Below are 20,705 nucleotides of genomic sequence, written 5' to 3' on the forward strand. Positions count from 1 at the left end.
TGGCGCGGTGGATCACGGCCGGCTCAGGCGTCGTCGGGCGTTTGTCCTTCCCGCGCACGGGCGGCGTACTCGTCCTGTTCCTTCTGTTCCTGCCGGTTGTCGCGGTAGCGCTCCCGCGCCTCGTGACGGTCGGAAAGGGTATCGATGGCCTTGAGGCGCTTGTTCTGCTCCTTCCACGCGGCCTGCCCGGCGGCGGTGCCCCGTTCCGAATCGGCCACGGCCCTCGCCTGCTGCCGGATGGCGTCGTCGATGCGGGCCATGAAGTCCTGAAAATTGCGCAGGGCCATCGGCGTGAGCCCGCCGGAAACGGCTTCGCGGTAGCGCTGGGCGTATTCCTCCCGGTACTGCTCCAGGAGCTCAAGGCGGCTGCGGGCGCTCTGCTCGGCGGCGATGAGACGGCCCAGACGACGGGTCGCCTCGTCGGTCCGGGTCTGCATCAGGTCCAGCAGGGGTTGCAGGGTGAAGGGGCGGCTCACGGGGGGGCTGGCGTTCAGAGCAGGGAGCGCAACTGCGCGGCGCTGGCGGCGAAGTCGGCCCGTTCGGCCAGCGGTTGCTGCAGGAAGGCCTCCATGCGCGGATAGAGGGCGATGGCCTGGTCGAGGACCGGGTCCGAGCCGGCCACGTAGGCGCCCACTGAAATCAAATCCCGTGAACGCTGGTAGCGGGCAAAGAGCACCTTGAAGCGGCGGATGAGGTCCAGGTGGCCCGGCTCCACCAGACTGACCAGGGCGCGGCTGATGGATTGCTCGACATCCACCGCCGGGTAGTGGCCCGCGTCGGCCAGGGCGCGGGAGAGGACGACGTGGCCGTCGAGAATGGCGCGGGCCGCGTCGGCGATGGGGTCCTGCTGGTCGTCGCCTTCGGTGAGCACGGTATAGAAAGCGGTGATGGAGCCGCCCCCTTCGGGCCCGTTGCCGGCCCGCTCGACCAGTTGCGGCAGGCGGGCGAAGACCGAGGGCGGGTAGCCCCGGGTGGCGGGCGGTTCGCCGATGGCCAGGGCGATTTCGCGCTGGGCCATGGCGTAGCGGGTGAGGGAATCCATGATGAGCAGGACCTGCTTGCCCTGGTCACGGAAGTGCTCGGCGATGGTCGTGGCGTAGGCCGCGCCCTGCAGGCGCATGAGGGGGCCGGTGTCGGCCGGGGCGGCGACGACCACGGCCCGGGTCATGCCTGCTTCTCCCAGGATCTGGTCGATGAATTCCTTCACCTCGCGGCCCCGCTCGCCGATCAGGCCGACGACGATCACATCGGCCTCGGTGTAGCGGGCCATCATGCCCAGGAGTACGGACTTGCCGACGCCGGAACCGGCGAAGAGGCCCATGCGCTGCCCGCGGCCGACGGTGAGCAGGGCGTTGATGACGCGGATCCCCACGTCCAGGGGCTGGGCGATGGCGGCCCGGGCCATGGGATTGGTGGGCCGGCTTTGCAGGGGGCGCAGTTGCTGGCTGACCAGGGGGCCGCGCCCGTCCAGGGGGCGTCCGACGCCATCCACCACCCGGCCCAGGAGCCCTTCGCCTACCGGCACCTGCTTGGCCCGGTCGATGGCGCGGCGGCGCTGGGGAATGGCGGCACCCACCCGGGGCGGCAGCCCGGGGGTCTCGAAGGCCACCACCTGGGCGCCCGGCGAGAGGCCATAGACGTCGTCGGAAGGCATGAGATAGAGCTTCTCGCCGGCAAAGCCCACCACCTCCGCCTCGACCGGGGTGCCGCCCGAGGGCAGCACGCGGCAGGAACTGCCCAGGGGGAGCTTGAGTCCGGCGGCTTCCATCACCAGACCGTTGATGCGGGTCAGTCGGCCGCTCGGCCACAGAGGCTGTGCCCCGGCGGCGGAATTCTGGCAGTTGGCGAGAAATTGCCGCCAGCGTCCGGCGTGGTCGGGAAGCCCGCTCACCGCTCCTCCCGCCGTTCCTCGGCGGGCGCCGCGCCGACGGCTTCCAGGACCCGCTTCCAGCGCATCTCCAGGCTGGCGTCCACTTCGCTGGTGCCGGCCTTGACGAGGCAGCCGCCAGGCGTGATGTCGCGGTCGTCCAGGATCTGCCAGCCGGAATGGGAAAAGGATTCCCCCAGGTGGGCGCGCAGGCTGGCGCCGTCGTCCGGATGGACGTGGACGACCACGTGGCCGTGGTGCAGGGGCAGGGCGGCAAGGGCCTCGCGCACCACCGGGAGCAGGGCATCCCGGTCCACGGCCAGGGTCTTTCGCAGCACTTGACCCGCCAGTTCCACGGCCAGGGCGAGGACCTCGTCGGCCAGGGTCTGATCGATGTTCCCCAGGGACTGGGAGAAGTTTTCGGCCAGGGCGGCGAAGCGCTCGGCCGCCTCTCTCGCCTCGGCCAGACCCTCGGCGTGACCCGCCTGGTAGCCCTCTTCACGCCCGCCGGCCCGGGCTTCTTCGTGGATGCGCTCGATGTCCTCGGCGGTGGGCAGGGCCACCCCGGCGACGTCTTCCCCCCTGTCCGGGAGGGGCTCCGGCTCCGGCTGCGGCGGCGCCGCGACGGGCTCGGGCGCCTCACCCAGGTCGAAGGCGTCGGCCTGCCAGCGGCGGTAGCTGTCGAGTTGTTCCTTGGGGATATAGGCCGGCATGGAAGACCCGCAGGGGGCTTAGAGCATCTGCTCGCCGCCGGCGCCGCCCAGGACGATCTGGCCCTCGTCGGCAAGGCGGCGGACGGTCTTGAGGATTTCCTTCTGCTCCGCCTCGACCTCGGAAACCCGCACCGGCCCTTTGGATTCCAGATCTTCCCGCAGCATCTCGGCAGCGCGCTGGGACATATTGCGGAAAATCTTCTCGCGCAGGGCTTCGTTGGCGCCCTTGAGAGCCAGGACCAGGGAGTCGGACTGCACCTCGCGCAGGATGATCTGAATCGAGCGGTCGTCGATATCCATCAGGTTCTCGAAGACGAACATTTCGTCGAGAATCTTTTGGGCGAGGTCCGGGTCGTACTCGCGGATGGCGTCGATGACCGAGGTTTCGTTGGCGGTGCCGATGAAGTTGAGGATTTCCGCCACCGTGCGCACCCCGCCCAGGGCGGTCTTCTTCATGGTTGCCGATCCGGCCAGGATGCGCGCCATGGCGTCGTTCAGCTCGCGCAGGGCCGCGGGCTGGATGCCTTCCAGGGTGGCGATGCGCAGCACCACGTCGTTCCTGAGGCGCTCGGTGAAGTGGTTGAGGATTTCGCTGGAATGGTCGTGTTCCAGGTGCACCAGGATGGTGGCGATGATCTGGGGGTGCTCGTTCTTGACCAGATCGGCCACCGTGGCGGCGTCCATCCACTTCAGGCCCTCGATGCCCGAAGTCTCGCCCCCCTGCAGGATGCGGGAAATGAGGTTGGACGCCTTGTCGTCCCCCAAGGCCTTGGTCAGGACCGAGCGGATGTAGTTGTCGGTATCGACGTGTACCGAAGCGTGCTCGACGGCGATGGTGTGGAATTCGTCCAGCACCGCCTCGACCTTGGCCCGGGGAACCGATTTGAGCGCGGCCATGGCGTGCCCCAGCTTCTGGACCTCGCGGGGGCCCAGATGCTTGAGCACTTCGGCGGCGTGGTCTTCGCCCAGGGCGATGAGCAGGGTGGCGCTTTTTTCGACGCCTTCTTCCGCACTAGCCATTGGCACCCATCCAGTCCTTGATGATGTTGGCTACCGCCTTGGGGTCGGCCTGGGCGATGTCGCGGGCCTTCTGCAGCTTGGCGGCGTAGTGGTCGATGGTCACCTTGTCCTCGCCTTCCAGGCCGGCGGCCAGGGGGCTGCCCTCGCCCAGGATTTCGCCGGCCAGCCCCGCCTCGGCGGCGGCTGCGGCGGCGACCTCGGCGGGGGAAGGGAACATGGTCTTCAGGAGCGGCTGCACGATCTTGAAGTAGATGAAGGCCAGGATGGCGGCAATCAGCAGGTACTTGGCCAGCTCCCGGGCCATGGAGACATTTTCCGGATCTTTCCAGATCGGCAGGCCAGCGTCGCTCTTGTCGCTGGCGGTGAAGGGAGCGTTGGCCACCGACAGGGTGTCGCCCCGATCCTTGGAAAAGCCCATGGCTTCGCGGACGAGGTCGTTGATCTGTTTCATTTCCCCTTCCGGCAGGGCCTTGGCGGCGGATTTGCCGTCCTTGCCCGTTTCCAGCCGGTGATTGACCACCACAGCGGCCGAGAGGCGGCGAATGGCCCCCATGTTCTGTTTGGTGTAGCGGACGGTCTTGTCCACCTCGTAATTGACCGTGTTGTTCTTGGTGGTGCTGATGGGCTGGCCGGCTGCGGCCATGGGCGCGCTGATGCCGGCGACCTGCACCTTGCCGGCAAGGTCGCCGGGCTTGGCCGCCTGGCCCGGGGCGGCGCCGGTGGGCGGCGTGGTCAGGGGGGCCGTGGCGGGGACCGGCGGCTGATTGGTGAGGGCGCCAGGGACGCCGCCCGGGGTCTGGTTGACCGCCGCCGATTCGCTGCTCTGCTGGCTGCGGATGGCCGTGTTCTCGGGGGTGTTGTTGGGGCGGTAGCTTTCGGCGGTCTGTTCGCTCTGGGAAAAATCGATGTCGGCTGCCACCTGGACCTTGTAATTGTCCCCGCCCAGGACCGGCTTCAGGATGGCGTCGATGCGGGCGATGACGCTGGCCTCCACCTCGCGCATGTACTTGAGCTGGGCCGGGTCGAGGCCGGCCTCGGTGAGTTTGCTCTTGAGCTGCGAGAGCAGGCTGCCGTTCTGGTCCAGGACGGTGACGTTGGAGATGGGCAATTGCGGCACGCTGGCCGCCACCAGATTGGTGATGCCCACCACCTGGGCCGCATCGAGAACGCGCCCCGGGTAGAGGGTGACCAGGACGGACGCGGTGGGCTTTTGCTCCTCGCGCACGAAGACCGAGGGCTTGGGGATGGCGAGATGGACGCGGGCCGCCTGGACCGAGCCGATGGACATGATGGTGCGGGCCAGCTCGCCTTCCAGCCCGCGCTGATAATTGACCTGTTCGGCAAACTGGCTGATGCCGAATTTCTGCCCCTCCATGAGCTCGAAGCCGACCATGCCGCCGCGGGGCAGTCCCTGGGAGGCGAGCTTGAGGCGCACCTCGTGCACCTTGTCGGAGGGCACGAGAATGGCGCCGCTGTCCGACATGCGATGGGGAATGTTCTGTTGCTCCAGGGCGGCGATGATGGCGCCGCCGTCCTTTTCCGAAAGATTGGAGAAGAGCACCTTGAAGTCGCCGTGCTTGGCCCACAGGGCAGCGCCCACCAGGATGGCGACGATGGCGGCGAGGGCGGCGGCAAACATCATCTTCTGACGACTGTCGAGACGACCGAGGGCCTCGCGCAGGCGGTCCAGCGCTCCGACGGTCGGCGCGGCCCCCGCAGTGGTATCAGTCGTCGCTGCCATCTAAGCCGGTAAAACCCTGAAAAACAGAAGAAGAATCAATCGGGAAGCCCCATTTTGCTAGAAATATTCTATATTAGCCGGGCCGAAATGCCGCCAAACTTTTTGATGCCCCCCGCCGCTCCCGCGATTGCCGATACTGACAGCAAGACTGCCGAACTGCAACGGGCCTTCGACCTGTTCAACCAGGTCTCGGCAGAACTGACCACTGCCTACGGCGCCCTGCAGGACCGCGTCGCCTCCCTGACCGAAGAACTCGCTGTAGCCAATGGCGAACTGCGCCGCCAATACCAGGAGAAGGAAGCCCTGTCGGAGCGCCTGTCGCTGCTCCTCGATGCCCTGCCGGCCGGGGTGGTGGTGCTCGACGGCGGTGCCCGGGTCACCCAGGCCAACCCGGCGGCCCGCGCCCTGTTCGGCGAGGCGGTGCTGGGCAGCCATTGGGGCGACGTCGCCCGCGCCCACCTGGACCCGACCCTGGCGGTGGGCGAATGGCTGGTGGGCGAGCGCCGCGTGAGCCTCGCCGAAAGCGCCCTGGCGGCCAGCGGCGGCAAGATTCTCCTGGTGCACGACGTCACCGCCGCCCACGGCATGAAGACCGAACTCGAACGCCACCAGCGCCTCGCCGCCATGGGCGAGATGGCCGCCTCGCTGGCCCATCAGCTGCGCACCCCCCTGGCCGCCGCCCTGCTCTACAGCGGTAATCTCGGCCAGCCCGGCCTGGCCGATGAAACCCGGGCCCGCTTCGCCGACAAGGCGACGGGCCAATTGCGCCGCCTGGAGCGGCTCATCCAGGACGTGCTGCTCTTCGCCCGGGGCGAAACCCTGGGCCGCGACGTGTTTCCCGTGGCCGAGCTTCTGGCCGACGCCGCGGCCACCGTCGAGCCGCTGCTGCGCGAGCAGGGTGTGGCCTTCACCCTGCGCGACGACAGCGCCGGTGCCGTGCTGGTGGGGGGGCGCAAAGCCCTCTTCGGCGCCCTGGTGAGTCTCCTGGAGAACGCCCAGCAGGCTCTTGCCGGGGGCGGCAAAATTTGCCTCTCCGCCAGCCTGAGCGGCGACGGCCTTGCCCTTTCGGTGGCGGATGACGGGCCCGGGATCGGCGCTGAACTGCGGGACCGCATCTTCGAACCCTTTTTCACCACCCGCGGCCTGGGCACCGGCCTCGGGTTGCCCATCGCCCTGGGGGTCGCCCGGGCCCACGGCGGCAGTATCGAACTTCGCTCCCAGCCCGGGGCGGGGGCCGAATTCATCGTCCACCTCCCCGTCGCGCCGCCGGAGACCGCCAGCCCATGACCGATTCCGCCCTGCCCATCCTGGTGGTCGAAGACGACCCCTGCCTGCGGGAGGCCCTGTGCGACACCCTGGAACTGGCCGGCCGCGCCTTCGTTGCCGCCGATGGCGGCGAGGCTGCCCTGCGGGCCCTGGAAGCCCAGGCCTTTTCCATCGTGGTGAGCGACGTGCGCATGCTGCCCATGGACGGCATCGCGCTGCTCAAGGCGGTGCGGCAGCGCCTGCCCCACCTGCCGGTGGTGCTGATGACCGCCTTCGCCGAAGTGGAAAAGGCCGTGGATGCCATGCGTTCGGGGGCCTGCGACTTCCTGCTCAAGCCCTTCGAACCCGCCGCGCTCCTCGCCGTCATCGACCGCTACCGCTTGCCGGGCAGCGACGGAGAAGCCGGCGTGATCGCGGAGGACGCGGCAAGCCGCGAACTCTTCGGCCTGGCCGGGCGGGTCGCCCTGACCGACGCCACGGTCCTCCTGGACGGTGAGTCCGGCGTCGGCAAGGAGGTCGTCGCCCGCCACATTCATCGCCATTCCGCCCGCCGGACCGGCCCTTTCGTCGCCATCAACTGCGCCGCCATCCCCGAGAGTCTCCTGGAAGCGACCCTCTTCGGCTACGAAAAGGGAGCCTTCACCGGCGCCCAGCAGGCCCAGGCGGGCAAGTTCGAGCAGGCCCAGAAGGGCACCCTGCTCCTCGACGAAGTGACGGAAATGCCCCTCGGCCTCCAGGCCAAGCTCCTGCGTGTGCTGCAGGAGCGGGAAGTGGAGCGGGTGGGGGGCAAGCAGCCCGTGGCCCTGGATATCCGCATCGTCGCCACCACCAACCGCAATCTGGGCGAGGCGGTCGCCAAGGGCATTTTCCGCGAGGATCTTTACTACCGGCTCAACGTCTTTCCGGTCAGCATCCCCGCCCTGCGCCAGCGACCGGCCGACATCGTTCCCCTGGCGCGGCGCTTCGTTGCCGTCCATGGCGCGCGCTTCGGCCGTCCGGCCATGGTCCTGACGAGTGGAGCCGAGGCCGCCCTGCGCGCCTATCCCTGGCCGGGCAACGTGCGGGAACTGGAAAACGTCGTCCAGAGAGCATTGATCCTTGCCCCCGGCACCCGCATCGAAGTCGAGCACCTGGGCCTCGCCGACCTGCCTCCGCTCTCCAGAACGACGACGGGGGAGCCGGAGCGGGCGGACAACATGAAGGATCTGGAGCGCGAGCACATCCTGCGCACCCTGGCCGAAGTGGGGGGCTCGCGCAAACTGGCGGTGGAACGCCTGGGGATATCGGAGCGCACCTTGCGCTACAAGCTGCAGCAGTACCGGGACGAAGGGTTTTTTTCCGAGTGATCTGGCCCGGGCTTTGCTAGCATGAGGGGGTGAGCGGAGGCCGCCGTCGGCCGGGAGCAGGAACCATGGACACCAAGGGAATCGAAGACATGTTGGGCGTGCTGCGGGCCACCGCAGCCCAGGCGGCTGGAAAGCCCGCCGAATCAGCCGCTTCGGCGGGCGGTGCTGATTTTTCCCAGGTGCTCAGGCAGTCCATCGACAAGGTCAATGCCGCCCAGGTCCAGGCCCAGGGGATGGCGGAAAAAATTGCCGGTGGCGATACCTCCCAGAACCTGCACGAAGTCATGATCGCCCTGCAGACCGCCAGCGTTTCCTTCCAGGAGATGGTCCAGGTGCGCAATAAACTGGTGAATGCCTACCAGGACATCATGAACATGCAGGTCTGACGCCCTGCGAGGTTGTGGCGGTTCCAGGCGGGGATTCCTTCCGCCAAGTGGCTATTCCGGCGGACGCGCGCCTTCCAGCATGTCCAGTTCCTTGCGGTATGTCGCTGTCTCGATTTCCAGCAGGCCGAGGACGGTGTGAAAGAGATTGTCGTGGGTGAATCGCTGCTGCAGTTTCTTGGCCAGGGCGGGGACATCCACATCCCGGTTGGATGGGCCAAACCAAAGGATCGCCGGTACGTGAAGCTGGCTGTCGGGGGCGATCGCGCGGGGCAGTCCGTGCAGGTAGATGCCTCGTTCGCCCAGGGATTCGCCGTGATCGCTCACGTAGAAAAGCGCAGTGTCGAACCTTGAGTCGTTGCGCTTGAGCAGCTCGATGACCTGCCCCAGGAAATGGTCCGTGTACAGAATGGCATTGTCGTAGGCGTTGCCGATCTCCTCGGCGCTGCAACGGTTCAGATCCTTGTCGTGGCAAGCCGGACGAAATTTTTCGAATTCGGGCGGGTAGCGTCGATAGTAGGCGGGGCCGTGATTTCCCATTTGGTGGAGGACGATCAGGATGTCTCCCTTGGGGCGTGAATCGATATAGTCCTGCAGGGACGTCAGCATTCCCACGTCGCGACATTCGTCGTCACAGCGCGGATTGTTTTTCGGGGTCCGGTAATCGACGTAGGGAACTCGAAGCGCCACGCCTTTTGAGCTTGAATTGTTGTCCAGCCACAGGACGTTCACGCCGGCTCGCTGGGCGATGTCCAGCAGGTTTTCCTGCTGCAGCGCAAGCTGGGGATCGAATTTCTCCATCCCGAGGGCAGAGAACATGCAGGGCACCGATACCGCGGTGGAAGAGCCGCAGGCCCAGAAGTTCGTGAAGCTCAACCCCTTTTCCTGCCGCAAACGGGGGGTCGTATCCCTTGCGTAGCCATTGATGGAGAGCCGATCGACGCGTGCCGTTTCGCCAACCACCAGGAGGATCAGTTCGCGTCCCGCATCGTTCGCGGCGAGGTGGGAGTCGCTCGCGATGGGCTGTACGGTGTTGGTGTCGGCGGTCCCCGCGAGACCGGCTTTACCGTGGCGGACTGCGGCAACCAGCGGGGCTGCAGGATTGGCATAGGCGCGCAATGCCTTGTGCTCCCGCAGGAAGGAGGCAAAAAAATCGCCGGCGGCGACAAGCGAGAGGCCTGTGATCGCGGTCAGGACGGCGACCAAAGTCAGGCGGTGCAGGATTTCCTTTCGCCATCCGAGCCATTTCAGGGGGATCAGCCAGAGCAGTGTTGCCGGCCCCAGGCCCAGGAAGAGGATGTAAGCGAGCAACTTGGGAGTGACGAGATCCAGGGCCTCGTCCCATTGCGTCTCGGCTGCATTGCGCAACATGTCCCCATTGATCGCTACGCCAAAGCTGTCCATGAAATAGGCGCACACCGCGGCCACAAGGCACAGGAGCGTCAGGATGGGCTTCGCAGCACGGCCGAGCGTGAAAGGGGCGAGCAGAAGGGCGGTGACGGCGATCAGTGATACGGCCAGGGAAGCGATGGCGAGTAGGGTCGTCCCATGGGGCGGAAAGACTGCCACGACGCGCGAGAAGAACGCCGCATTGGCGCAGGCAACCCAAAAGCATGCCACCGCGAGAAGCATGGTGTGGGAAGACATTGCCCGGCGGCACAGGCGGGAAATCATCCTGGAAGCCTCTGTTGGACGAGCCCGACGCTGTATTCGTCGGGGGGGCGTGTGGCGCGAAGGGACGCCGTGGCGGGCTCGTGCCTGCGCGGCAGCGTGACCAAACCCGGTGCCCGCGCGGATGCGCCGGCGGGCTGGTGGCGATGCCCGCCGAGGGGCGATGAGCGGGCATGTGCGGTGTGCCGAAACACCCTGAATCTGTCCAGCCGAGGCCTTGGCGCAAGGGCTTTCACGGCTGGGGGCCGGGCTCCCGGGTCCGGAAACCCTGGCGCTCCAGGCGTGTGACGAAACGCTCCACCAGTGCTCGTTGCGCGCGCGAGAGTTCGACGAACTCGCAGCCCAGACGCACGTGGGCGAGTCCGGATTCCGCCGTGTGGGGGGCAAGGCTGCGCACGACCAGATCAGCCGCGACGACCCCCGCTTCCGGCAATTCGATGCGACAGCGGCCGGTGTGGGTGCCCGGCGGGAGGAGGGGCGCCAGGGATTCGGGCAGGGCGAGGCAGGCGCCTCCCCCGCTGATGTCCAGAATGCGCAGGACTTCGGTCAGGGGGGCCACCTCCGGACGAGGCAATTCAAGCCGACAGGTGAGCGTCGGCGCCAGGGGGGTATCGAGCCGGAAATACTCCCGCCTCTGCAAGCGCAGGAGCGAAGCGGGCAGGGGGGCCGCAAGGGCGGGCTTGCCCTCGTGGTTCACGGCTTCCAGGCGGGAAAGATAAAACTGGACCTTCACCCGATCCTGGCGGGCGGCGACGATCAGTTTTTGGGTGGACAGCGCCTGATCGTTGGCCCCGGCGCTGTTGCCGGGGTCGAGAATCAGGCGGTCGGCGGCGTCGTCCACGGCGAGGACGCTGGAAAGAAAGAAGTGGCCGGCGGCATCGTAGTAGACCGTCACCAGGGCCTTCTGACGCAGCAGGGCGCGCAGGACGAAGAGAATTTCCGTCCTGCGCTGCAGGAGATAGGGGCCGAAGCGGTCGCCGTGCTCCAGTTCCAGGTCGGCGAGCGGCGGGAGGTGCGGGGAATGCGGGGGAGAGGCGGTCAAGATCGGCACGCTCCTGGAGGGCAGAGGAGCGAGTTTACCCCAGCCCGGCCCGCTCACAGCGGCTCGGTCTCGCCCTGTTCCAGGCGGTAGAGCCAGGCCAGCAGTTCGGCGACGGCCCGGTAGAGCTGGGGGGGAATGTGCTGGTCCAGGTCCACCTGCATGAGCAGGGAGACGAGTTCCGGCGACTCATGCACGTAGACGCCGTGCTCCCGGGCGCGGGAAATGATTTCTTCGGCCACCAGGCCCCGTCCCCGGGCGACGACCCGGGGGGCGGCGTCGGTCTGGCGGTAGGCCAGGGCGACCGCCTCGCGCTGGGGATCATTCTCCGGAGGCGGCATGATCGAAGTGCAGCCCGGCAAGGCTCAGGCCGGCGTCGGCCAGGCGGTGGGCGAGAAGATTTCCCTTGCCGCTCAGCAGGGCGGTGGTGGTGGCGTCACCGGCACTCAGGCTCAAATCCACCCCGCCCTGGGCATCGAGACGCAGGGTGGCGTCGATGGCGCCCAGGCGAGGCAGGGTGAGGCGCAGCCGGGTGGTCCAGCGGCGGCTGTCGGCGCCCTCCTCCCCCGGGCGCGACTGCGGCGCATCCTCGATGTCCCACTCCAGGGTCTGGCCCGGCCAGATTTGCCCCTGCCAGGACAGGACCTGGGTGGCCAGGGCGTCGAGCTGTTGCTGCACCAGGGGCGTCAGGGTCGCCGGCAACCCCGGGGCCATGGCCTGCTGCCCCTCGCGCAGGGCGGCGGTGCTTGCCGAGGGCGACTCGGCCGGGGCGGGCGAAGCGGGGACGGAGCTCTCCGCCAGGGCAGCCCTGGCTGTGGCCCCCGCGGCGGGGGCAAGGGAAGGCGCTTCGGCCTGAAGCGCGGTGCCCTCCGTCGCCTGGGCCGGCGGAGGAGGCGCGACCACCGGGGTCGACAGGCGCCCCTGGGGTTCCTCCAGCAGCGCCGCGGTGGGCATCTGCCCGGCGACCCAGCGGGCCTGGTGGGATTCGTAGAACAGGCCGCTCTTGACCACGGCTTCTTGCAGGACCGGGGCCAGTTGGGCGGCGTCGCCCGGCGCTCCGCTCAGGAGGGGGCGGCTGGCGTTGAGGGGGGCAGGAGGCGCCCGGTCTCCGGGGGCACCGATTTCGGACATGAGGGTGCCGATCAGGCGGGCGGCGGGGCTCAGGGTGGTGGCGACCGAATCGCCGGGGGTCTTCGCCGTCTGGGTGCTGCGCTCGGCTACGGCGGCGAGGACGAGGCGATTGCCGCGTTCGACCACCTCCAGTTCCAGGGTGTCGCCAGGCTTGGCCGCGAAGGGCAGGGCGAGGGTGACTTCGCGCTGGGCCACGGCGGCCCGGTAGGTGCCATTGGGAAGGAGGGCCTGGATTTCCGCCAGGATGCGCTGGCCGGGAACCAGGTCGCTGAGGACGTCCTTGAGTTGCTGGGCCGGAATGGCCGGCTGTGGCGCCGCGGGTTGCTCGGGGAGTACGAGCCGCAGCCGGGCGGCGACGTCGGCGGGGATCATCGGGCTGCCGGGTTGCTCAGGGTCTCCAGCAGGCGACCCACGTCAGCCAGCCAGGGGCCGGCGTGTCCGGACAGGGCGGCATGGCGATCCAGGGTGGCAGCCAGGAGCGACTTGGCCTCGGCGCGTTCGGCGGCGTCCAGGGCCGGGGGACTCGTCTGGGCGAAAGCTTCGAAAAGAAGCTGGTGGCGGGAGGACTCCTCGGCCAATGCCTCCCACTGGCCGCCCTGGGCCAGACTCAGGAGCCGCTCCGCGTGCCCGGCGAGCGCCCGGAGGCTGTCCAGGTAGGCGGCCATGGCCAATCAGGGGGCGGTGCCGGCGGCGGGGCCTTCGCTGACCTTGTCGCCGATTTCGACCCAGGCCGAATGGATTTCGCCCAGCAGGCGGGAGACCTCGTCCAGCGCGGCGAGGTCGTTGTGCAGATTGGCGTGCAGGAGGCGCCGCCCCATGTAGTCGTAGAGGGCGCAGAGGTCTTCGGAAAGCTTGCCGCCCCCTTCGAGATTGATGCTCGCCCGCAGGCCGTTCTGGATGATGTCGATGGCCTTGGAGATGGCCATGCCCTTTTTGGGAATGTCGCCGGCTTCCATGCCGTAGCGGGCGCCGGCCAGGGCCTGCCTGGCCCCGTCGAAGAGCATCAGGATGAGCTGGTAGGGGCTCGCCGAGCGGACGGCGGTTTCCAGCCCGACGGTTTCGTAGGCTTTGAGCGGATTGAGCTGGGACGCGAACATGGGGGCTATCTTAACCGATCAGCCGAGGCTGGCCAGTTGTTGCGTCAGGTAGGCGGACTGGGTCTGCAACTGGCTCATGAGTTTGTCCAGGGCCGTGAACTGCTTGGAATAGCGCGCCTCGACAGCATCGACCCGGCGCTGCAACTCCTCGCGCCGCGTCTCCAGGTTGTCGATGAGCGTATCCAGGGACGCCTGGCGGATGGTGATCGTTCCCTCCAGGTCCACCAGGGCTTCGGCGGCGGTCTGGAAGGCCGAACCGAAGGCGGTGACGGTGCTGCTGACGCCGCTCAGGTTGGCCGCCAGGGCTTCGGAGAATTCGTCTTCGTCCAGGAGCAGACTGCCGTCGGATTGCAACGAGATGCCCAGGTCGGCCAGGGTGGGGTAGGCGGTGCTGATGCCGCTGGGGGAGGAAAAGAGCACTTCCCGCAGCTTGTTATTGACCGTGCTGACCGTGCCGTCGCCGGTCAGGACCGAGCCGGACTGGGTCGTGGTGTCGTACTTGGTGAGTTCCTTGGACAGGCTGTTCAGATCGTTCCAGGCGGTGACGAAGGCCTGGATGCGCTCGATCATGCCGGCGTTGTCGTTGCCGATATTCAGTGTCGTGGCGTCGGTCGGTTGCAGCGGGTCGTGGGCCTTCTTGAGGGTGAGGGTCACCCCGGTCATGGCCTCGGACAGGGTATTGGTAGAGGACGTGACCAGAACGCCTTCCACGTAGGCCTCGGCATCCTGGGCGGCGGCTTTCTCGGTGAAGGCGACGCTGGGGCTGATGGGGTCGTAGGTGAGGCCCACCAGACCGCCCGAGCCGGTGAGGCGGATGGTGTTTTCCACGCCGGTCTCGTCGCTGGTGAGCATGAGTTGCTTGCCACCGGCGCCGTTGATGATGGTGGCCGAGATGCCCGCGTCGGCATCGTTGATCGCTGCCCGCAGTTCCTCGATGGTGCTGCCGGTGAAATTGATGGTGACGGGCGAAGTGCCGCTCTTGGCGACAAAGCTGCCGCCGGAGATGTTCCCCAGTTCCAGGGTCAGCGTCCCCGCCGAGACCGAGGGGGCGGTGGCGGAAAGGAGCTTGTTGGCCTGGGCAAGCCGTTCCACGCGCAGCGAGAAGCTGCCCGGGGCGGCATAGCCGGTGGCCGAAGCGGAGGCGTACTCCTCGTCGGCCACGGTGGCGGAAAAGCCCTTGAAGCCGGCCTCGGTGGCGATGTCCTCGGCGGCGCTGGCGAAGGTCTCGACAGCGCTCTGGATACGCCCGATGGCCGAAAGCTGGTTCTTGAAGCTGGTCTGGCGGGTATTGAGCTGGGTGATGGGCACGCTTTCGGCGGCCACCAGTTTGCTCAGGAGGGAACTGAGATCGATCCCGGTTCCCACTCCGAGGGATGAGACGCTGGGCATGGCGCCCTCCTTGCCGCGGGACCGCCGCCGGTCAGGCGGTCTGCTTGATGATGAGTCCCTGAAGCTTGTCCAGGGCCTTGGCCAGTTCGACCACTTCCTTGGACGGCATCTGCCGGATGACTTCCTTGGTTTCCTTGTCGACGACCTTGATGACGCGAATGCCACTATCTTCATCGACCGAGAACTGTACATCGCTGGCGGCGCTTTCGACGAATTTCTTTACCCGCTCCACGGCGTCGCGCACCGTCTTGGCGTCGGGCTCGTCGCGGGCCTCGGACTTCTGGGCATTGACCGCCACCGAGCGCTTATCCACGGCGGCGACGACGGATTCCTGACCGTCGACGCCTTGCACGCGGGCGCTGGCGGCGTCGTGAGGCAGGTTGGCTTCGGTCCGAGCTCCCTGACCAGGCAGGGGCAGCGGAACGACGCCCTGGGCGGTAACCGATGAGATGGCCATGATGTTCCCCTGTGTGTTGCGGCGAATCGGCCCCGGCCTGCGCGGCGGGGGCCGATCCGGTCTTCCTTAGGTCGTTCCCGCCGTGCTTAGCGGAGCAGGCTGAGGACGTTGTTGGGAATCGCGTTGGCCTGGGACACCATCGCCGTGCCGGCCTGCTGCAGAATCTGGTAGCGGGTCAGCGAAGCGGTTTCGGAAGCGAAGTCCGCGTCCATGATCCGGCTGCGGGCAGCGGTCTGGTTCTCACGGGCCGACTCCAGATAGGTGATGGTGCTGTTCAGGCGGGAATTGACGCCACCGATGGTGGAACGCTGGGAGGCCATGGAGTTGATCCAGGCATCGACACTGGACAGAGCCGTCGAGGCGCCGCCGGTGGTGGAGACGTCGGTCCCGGTGATGTCGGTGCTGGTGAAGGTGGCCGACAGGGTATCGGAAGCGTTGGAGCCGACCTGGAAGGTGAAGCTGCCGAAGACGCTGGTGCCGTTGATCTGGGCGGCGCCCTGGACCCGGTTGGCTTCCGCCTGGAGTTGCGAGAATTCGTTGTTGATGAAGCCGCGCTCCGTGTCGCCGATGGCGCCGTTGAGCGACTGGGTGGCCAGTTCGCGCATGCGCTGCAACATTTCGCTGACGCTGGCCAGTGCGCTGTCGGCCGTCTGGGCGTAGGAAATGCCGTCGGAGGCGTTGCGCATGGCGACGGTCAGGCCGCGGGACTGCGCTTCCATCTTGGAGGCAACTGCCAGACCGGCGGCGTCGTCCAGGGAGGAGTTAACCCGCAGGCCGGAAGACAGGCGCTCGATGGCGGTGGAAAGGCCCATCGCATTCTTGTTCAGATGGCGTTGGGAGTTGAGCGAATAAACGTTGGTAAAGACGATTGAGGCAGGCATTTGGATTCTCCTCGGTTCCGGTGACTGAATCTCCGATGGGTCGAAGATGTTGCGGGATTGCTCCCTTGGACCCAATTACGACGCCCTGGAAAGAAACTTTAGGCCCTTCTTCACATTTTTGAGTGCCCCCGCCCGCCGCGTTCCCCGGGGGCGCAGTTGCCCCGCAGTTGTCTCTTTCGCGGGAGTGCTACACTCGCCGCGGATAAAAAAGTGAGGACGAGGACGCGCAATGAGCCAGCAGGACGCCGAGTTGGCCCGGGTCGAGGAGGAGGTGCGCGCCGCCCTGGCCCAGCGCCCCGACCTGGCGGGTCTGTGGGCGGCCCTGGGCCTGGTGCGCATCGACCGGGGCGACTTGGCCGGCGGGGTCGAACATCTGGCCCGGGCGGCTTCCCTGGCGCCGGACGACGGGCGCATCCAGTCCGACTACGGTGCCGCCCTCACCACGGCCGGGCGCGCCGCCGACGCCGAAACCGTGCTGTGCCGTGCCCTTGCTTTGGCTGGCGGGGACGACAATCTGCACTTCAATCTGGCCCGCAGCCTGCATGTGCAGGGCCGGACCGACGAGGCCCTGGTCGCTCTGGAACGGGTGCGGGAGCGGGCCGACGACGTCCTCAAGCTCTCCGGCGATCTCTACAAGGAAAAGGGCGACTGGCAGCGGGCGGCGAGCGACTATTTCGCCGCCCTGCGCCTGCGCCCCGAGCATCCCGCCTACCTCAACGACCTGGGTGTGCTCCTGGAGCTGAACGGTGGTGCCGGTGAGCATCTGGCCCTCTGGCAGCGGCTGACCGCGGAGGGGGATGCCCATCCCGTCGCCTGGTTCTTCCTGGGCAACGCCCTGGCGGCCCAGTCGAGGATGAGCGAGGCCCTGGCGGCCTACGAACGCGCTACGGCCCTGGACCCCGATTTCGCCGAGGCCCTCAACAACCGCGCCCTGGTCCTGGGCAAACTGGGGCGGGAAGACGAAGCGCTGGCCTGCCTCGGGCGGGCCACCGAAATCGATCCCGGCCTGGTGGCGGCCCGCACCAATCTGGGCTGCATCCTCTCCCGCAACAATGCCCTGGCCGAGGCCGAAGCCATGCTGGCCCGGGCGGTGGCCCTCGACCCGAGCTCCACCGACGCCCGGGTCAATTACGGCGCCCTGCTCATGCGCCAACGGCGCTTCCCCGAGGCGGAGGCGCTCTTTCGTACCGTGCTGGCAGAAGTGCCGGGGCACCCCTCGGCGGAACTCAACCTGGGCCTGCTCAAGCTCAACCGGGGCGAGCTGGAGCAGGGCTGGCCCTATTACGAGAGCCGCTGGAAGATGCCCCAGATGGCCGGCAAGCGGCCGGCCCTCGGCTCGCCGGAATGGGACGGCCGTCCCCTCGATGGCCGCACCCTGTTCGTCTTTGCCGAGCAGGGCTTCGGCGACAACCTCCAGTTCGTGCGCTACCTGGACGAAATCCACGCCCGCTTTCCCAGCGCCCGGGTGGTGTTCTACGCCCTGCATCAGTTGGTGGGGCTGCTGGGGACGTGCTACCGCAGCGACTGGTGCCGCGTCGTCCCCTGGGGCGAGCCCATCCCGCCCCACGACGCTCACATCCCCCTGCTGTCGCTGCCCTGGCGCTGCGGCACCGGGGTGGCGACCATTCCGGCCCGGGTGCCCTACCTGGGGGCGGACCCCGCCCGCCTGGCACCCTGGCGCGCACGCTTGCAGGCGGCGCCGGGGCTGCGGGTGGGCCTGGTGTGGTCCACCAGCGAAACCTTCATCTATCGCTCGGCCAAGACGGTGGCTCTGAAGACCCTGGAACCCCTCCTCGCCGTTCCCGGGGTCACTTGGGTCAACCTCCAGTTCGGCAAGGAGGCCGAGGAAATCGCCGCCCTGGGCTGGAGCGGGCGTTTTCTCGACCCCATGCCCGAGGTGCGGGATTTCGCCGACACGGCGGCCCTGGTGGACGGACTCGACCTCGTCATCTCGGTGGATACCGCCGTGGCCCATCTGGCCGGCGCCCTGGCGCGGCCGGTGTGGATGCTCGACCGCTACGACACCGACTGGCGCTGGCTGCCGCCGCGGGAGGACAGCCCCTGGTATCCCACCCTGCTTATCTTCCGCCAGGAAGCCTTTGGCGACTGGACTGCCGTCGTCCAGCGGGCTGCCGCGGCGCTGCACGATCTGGCCTGCCGACCCCAAACCGCCCCCCTTTCACCCTGCAAGGACTCGCCGTGACGCCCATGCCGCCAAAACTCAAACTCAACCTGGGCTGCGGCCAACGCAAGATGGACGGCTATGTAAACGTCGATGCCTCCCCCGTCTGCGCGCCGGATCAGGTGGTCGACCTGGAGAAGACCCCGTGGCCCTGGCCGGACGACGCGGTGGATACCGTCAAGCTCATCCACGTCCTGGAACACCTGGGACAGCAGCCGGCCACCTTCCTCGCCATCCTGCGGGAGCTTTGGCGGGTGTGCTGCGACGGCGCCCTGGTCCATATCGAAGTGCCCCATCCCCGCTCCGACGAATTCCTCGGCGATCCCACCCACGTCCGGCCCGTGACGCCCGATACCCTGGCCCTCTTCAGCCACCGCAACAATGCGGAATACGAACGCATCGGCGCCGCCAACACCCCCCTGGGCCGCTACCTGGGCATCGATTTCGAAATCGTCTCCTCGTCCCTCACCCCGCGGCAGATCTGGCTCGACCGCCTGGCCCGGGGGGAAATCGACGAAGCCGCCCTGCGGGAAGCCGGCGACAGCCGCTGGAACGTCTATTCCAGCATCCAGATCACCCTGGAAGTCATCAAGCCGGCGGGCCGTCGCGTGGCGGCGCCCCAGGACGACATGACCGTGACCGTCCTTGCCGACGCCGCCCAGGCGGCCCTGAACGAAGGGCGCAGCGCGCATGCGGCCAGCCTCCTGGAGCGCCTGTGCGAACTGCGCCCGGATCACCTCGAGGCCCGCTGCCTCCTCGCCTCCTGCCTTCAGTCCCTGGGGCGCCTCCCCGAGGCGAGGGCTCACTACCAGGCCGTCGTCGACCGGGGCGGGCGGGCCTACGAAGTGTTCAATAACCTGGGGGCCGTGAGCCTGGAACTGGGCGACGCCCACGCCGCCTGCCGCCACTTCCGCACCGCCCTGGAGCTCGCGCCGGGGGACCGCCTGGTGCGTACCAACCTGGCCGAGGCCCAGGCCGCCGCCGGGGACGTGCGCGATGCGGTCGATCTCCTCGCCACCCTGGTCGAAGAAAAACCCGATGACGGCACGGTCTACCTCACCCTGATCCAGGTCTTCCTCGACCAGGGCTGGTTCGCCGACGCCGCCAACGCCGTCGCCCTGGCGCGCCGCTTCGGCATCGACACCCCCGATCTGGCCAACCAGGAGGGCATCTGCGCCCGGGAGCGCTTCGACTACGCGACGGCCGTCGCCGCCTTCGAACGCGGGCTGGCCGCCGACCCCGGCAACGCCGCCCTCGCCACCCACCGCGCCAATGCCCTGGCCTGGCTGGGCCGCGACGCGGAAGCCGACGCCGCCTACCGCGCCGTCGTCGCCGGCGCACCGGACTACGCCGAAGGGCGCTTCGCCTACGCCTGCTTCCTCCTGCAGCGGGGCCACACCGACCCCGGCTGGGCCCTCTACGAATCCCGCTGGCAGCGGGGCGGCCCCCAGCGGCTGCGCCCCTCGCCCTCCCGGCTCCCGGCCTGGAAGGGCGAAACCCCCGACCCCGCCGCCGATGACCTCCTGGTCTTCTGCGAACAGGGCTACGGCGACAACCTCCAGTTCGTCCGCCTCCTGCCCCTGATCCGCCCGCGCTTCCGCCGCGTGGCCCTCGTCGCCCGCCCGGCCCTGGCAGCCCTCTTCGCCCGCAACCTGGCCGGCGTCGTCGAAGTCCTGAGCGGCGCCCCCGCCGATGCCGGCTTCCGCTGGCAACTGCCCCTGCTCTCCCTGGCCGGCGTCCTCGGCCTGGACGTGGCGCGCTGGGGCCACGGCCCGGCGCCCTATCTCCTGGCCGACCCGGCCCAATCCGGCCGCTGGCGCGAGCGCCTGCCCGTCGACGGCCGGCGGCGCATCGGCCTGTGCTGGTCCGGCGGCAAGGCGCCCCGCACGCGCCACCGCTTCGACCTGCCCCTGCCGCTGGTGGAGACGCTGCTCGCCGCGACCGACATCGCCTGGGTCAGCCTGCAAAAGGAAGGCGCCGAAGCCTGGCGCCAGGACCAGGGCGCCGCCGGCCGCCTGGCGGACCCCATGGCCGAAGTGAGCGATTTCGATCAGGCCGCGGCCCTCGTCGCCGCGCTGGACGCCGTGGTCACCTGCGACACCGCCATCGCCCACCTGGCCGGCGCCCTGGGCAAGCCGACCCTGCTCCTCTTGTCCAGCGAAGGCGAATGGCGCTGGCTGCAAGCGCGCGCCGACACCCCGTGGTACCCGACCCTGCGCCTGCTGCGCCAGCCCACGCCGGGAGACTGGGCGGGACTGGCGGCGCCGGCGCTGGAGTGGGTGCGGGGGAGGTAGGGGTTGAGGGGCGGGTCGGCCTGAACGGCCATACAGGCGGCGCCGCATGAGGAGCCGTTGTCCGCTTGTCGGTCGTCTTTGGTGCCGGCTTGGCGACGAAGGGCTGCTTCCATCTTCCGTTTAGTTCGGCGCCCGACCCCAAGCCGGACCTTGGCGCGCTCAAGAATCTCAAGGTCCATTTCAGCAATCGCTGAAAGTGGCCTCTGGAATGAAATTAGTGCCTAAGTT

At 68.1% G+C, this 20,705-nt stretch carries 19 protein-coding genes; 5 read left to right on the forward strand and 14 right to left on the reverse strand.

What is annotated here, in order from left to right:
• Positions 1 to 23 precede the first annotated feature (23 nt).
• From fliJ to fliF, 5 genes are read right to left on the reverse strand one after another with little or no spacing between them, the layout of a single operon-like run.
• On the reverse strand, positions 24 to 476 hold the full coding sequence (fliJ, locus tag IPM73_03300; GenBank protein MBK8917099.1) for a flagellar export protein FliJ: 453 nt from the start codon (positions 474 to 476) through the stop codon (positions 24 to 26).
• A gap of 14 nt (positions 477 to 490) precedes the next feature.
• Complete coding sequence (gene fliI, locus IPM73_03305) at positions 491 to 1,891, reverse strand: flagellar protein export ATPase FliI (protein ID MBK8917100.1); 1,401 nt, start codon at positions 1,889 to 1,891, stop codon at positions 491 to 493.
• Positions 1,888 to 2,580, reverse strand: coding sequence for a flagellar assembly protein FliH (locus IPM73_03310; protein ID MBK8917101.1), 693 nt, complete (start codon positions 2,578 to 2,580; stop codon positions 1,888 to 1,890). The genes fliI and IPM73_03310 overlap by 4 nt, the downstream gene beginning before the upstream one ends.
• An 18-nt stretch (positions 2,581 to 2,598) precedes the next feature.
• Entirely contained in the window at positions 2,599 to 3,600 is a 1,002-nt protein-coding gene (gene fliG, locus IPM73_03315) for a flagellar motor switch protein FliG (GenBank protein ID MBK8917102.1), read from the reverse strand.
• The gene (fliF, locus tag IPM73_03320) at positions 3,593 to 5,341 is read right to left on the reverse strand and encodes a flagellar M-ring protein FliF (GenBank protein ID MBK8917103.1); all 1,749 of its coding nucleotides are present in this window, start codon (positions 5,339 to 5,341) and stop codon (positions 3,593 to 3,595) included. The genes fliG and fliF overlap by 8 nt, the downstream gene beginning before the upstream one ends.
• 87 nt (positions 5,342 to 5,428) lie before the next feature.
• On the opposite strand from fliF, the gene IPM73_03325 reads away from it, so the two are divergent.
• The 3 genes from IPM73_03325 to fliE all read left to right on the forward strand — a co-directional run bounded on the left by IPM73_03325 (position 5,429) and on the right by fliE (position 8,339).
• The gene (locus tag IPM73_03325) at positions 5,429 to 6,628 is read left to right on the forward strand and encodes a PAS domain-containing protein (GenBank protein MBK8917104.1); all 1,200 of its coding nucleotides are present in this window, start codon (positions 5,429 to 5,431) and stop codon (positions 6,626 to 6,628) included.
• Positions 6,625 to 7,953: a sigma-54-dependent Fis family transcriptional regulator gene (locus tag IPM73_03330; protein ID MBK8917105.1), complete on the forward strand. Its 1,329-nt coding sequence runs from the start codon at positions 6,625 to 6,627 to the stop codon at positions 7,951 to 7,953. The genes IPM73_03325 and IPM73_03330 overlap by 4 nt, the downstream gene beginning before the upstream one ends.
• 65 nt (positions 7,954 to 8,018) lie before the next feature.
• Positions 8,019 to 8,339: a flagellar hook-basal body complex protein FliE gene (gene fliE, locus IPM73_03335; GenBank protein MBK8917106.1), complete on the forward strand. Its 321-nt coding sequence runs from the start codon at positions 8,019 to 8,021 to the stop codon at positions 8,337 to 8,339.
• A gap of 51 nt (positions 8,340 to 8,390) precedes the next feature.
• Here the strand turns inward: fliE and IPM73_03340 are convergent, their stop codons facing one another.
• The 9 genes from IPM73_03340 to IPM73_03380 all read right to left on the reverse strand — a co-directional run bounded on the left by IPM73_03340 (position 8,391) and on the right by IPM73_03380 (position 16,001).
• Positions 8,391 to 10,010 (reverse strand): phosphoethanolamine--lipid A transferase, encoded by a 1,620-nt coding sequence (locus tag IPM73_03340; GenBank protein ID MBK8917107.1) that lies wholly within the window; start codon positions 10,008 to 10,010, stop codon positions 8,391 to 8,393.
• 229 nt (positions 10,011 to 10,239) lie between these two features.
• Positions 10,240 to 11,049 (reverse strand): flagellar brake protein, encoded by an 810-nt coding sequence (locus IPM73_03345; GenBank protein ID MBK8917108.1) that lies wholly within the window; start codon positions 11,047 to 11,049, stop codon positions 10,240 to 10,242.
• 53 nt (positions 11,050 to 11,102) lie between these two features.
• Positions 11,103 to 11,387 (reverse strand): EscU/YscU/HrcU family type III secretion system export apparatus switch protein, encoded by a 285-nt coding sequence (locus IPM73_03350; GenBank protein MBK8917109.1) that lies wholly within the window; start codon positions 11,385 to 11,387, stop codon positions 11,103 to 11,105.
• The gene (locus IPM73_03355) at positions 11,368 to 12,549 is read right to left on the reverse strand and encodes a flagellar hook-length control protein FliK (protein ID MBK8917110.1); all 1,182 of its coding nucleotides are present in this window, start codon (positions 12,547 to 12,549) and stop codon (positions 11,368 to 11,370) included. Before IPM73_03355 ends, IPM73_03350 begins: the two co-directional genes overlap by 20 nt.
• On the reverse strand, positions 12,546 to 12,842 hold the full coding sequence (locus IPM73_03360; protein MBK8917111.1) for a flagellar protein FliT: 297 nt from the start codon (positions 12,840 to 12,842) through the stop codon (positions 12,546 to 12,548). The genes IPM73_03355 and IPM73_03360 overlap by 4 nt, the downstream gene beginning before the upstream one ends.
• A 6-nt stretch (positions 12,843 to 12,848) precedes the next feature.
• Positions 12,849 to 13,274 (reverse strand): flagellar export chaperone FliS, encoded by a 426-nt coding sequence (gene fliS, locus IPM73_03365; GenBank protein MBK8917112.1) that lies wholly within the window; start codon positions 13,272 to 13,274, stop codon positions 12,849 to 12,851.
• A gap of 18 nt (positions 13,275 to 13,292) precedes the next feature.
• The gene (fliD, locus tag IPM73_03370) at positions 13,293 to 14,663 is read right to left on the reverse strand and encodes a flagellar filament capping protein FliD (GenBank protein MBK8917113.1); all 1,371 of its coding nucleotides are present in this window, start codon (positions 14,661 to 14,663) and stop codon (positions 13,293 to 13,295) included.
• A 31-nt stretch (positions 14,664 to 14,694) separates the two neighbouring features.
• The gene (locus tag IPM73_03375; GenBank protein MBK8917114.1) at positions 14,695 to 15,120 is read right to left on the reverse strand and encodes a flagellar protein FlaG; all 426 of its coding nucleotides are present in this window, start codon (positions 15,118 to 15,120) and stop codon (positions 14,695 to 14,697) included.
• Between the two features lie 86 nt (positions 15,121 to 15,206).
• Positions 15,207 to 16,001 (reverse strand): flagellin FliC, encoded by a 795-nt coding sequence (locus tag IPM73_03380; protein ID MBK8917115.1) that lies wholly within the window; start codon positions 15,999 to 16,001, stop codon positions 15,207 to 15,209.
• Between the two features lie 229 nt (positions 16,002 to 16,230).
• Here IPM73_03380 and IPM73_03385 point away from each other — a divergent pair, with 229 nt between their 5' ends.
• Together IPM73_03385 and IPM73_03390 are read left to right on the forward strand one after the other, a co-directional pair.
• Positions 16,231 to 18,204: a tetratricopeptide repeat protein gene (locus tag IPM73_03385; protein ID MBK8917116.1), complete on the forward strand. Its 1,974-nt coding sequence runs from the start codon at positions 16,231 to 16,233 to the stop codon at positions 18,202 to 18,204.
• Between the two features lie 5 nt (positions 18,205 to 18,209).
• Positions 18,210 to 20,477, forward strand: coding sequence for a tetratricopeptide repeat protein (locus IPM73_03390; protein ID MBK8917117.1), 2,268 nt, complete (start codon positions 18,210 to 18,212; stop codon positions 20,475 to 20,477).
• Positions 20,478 to 20,705: the final 228 nt, after the last annotated feature.

It is taken from the genome of Betaproteobacteria bacterium (assembly GCA_016720065.1).
GTDB lineage: Bacteria > Pseudomonadota > Gammaproteobacteria > Burkholderiales > Rhodocyclaceae > SSSZ01.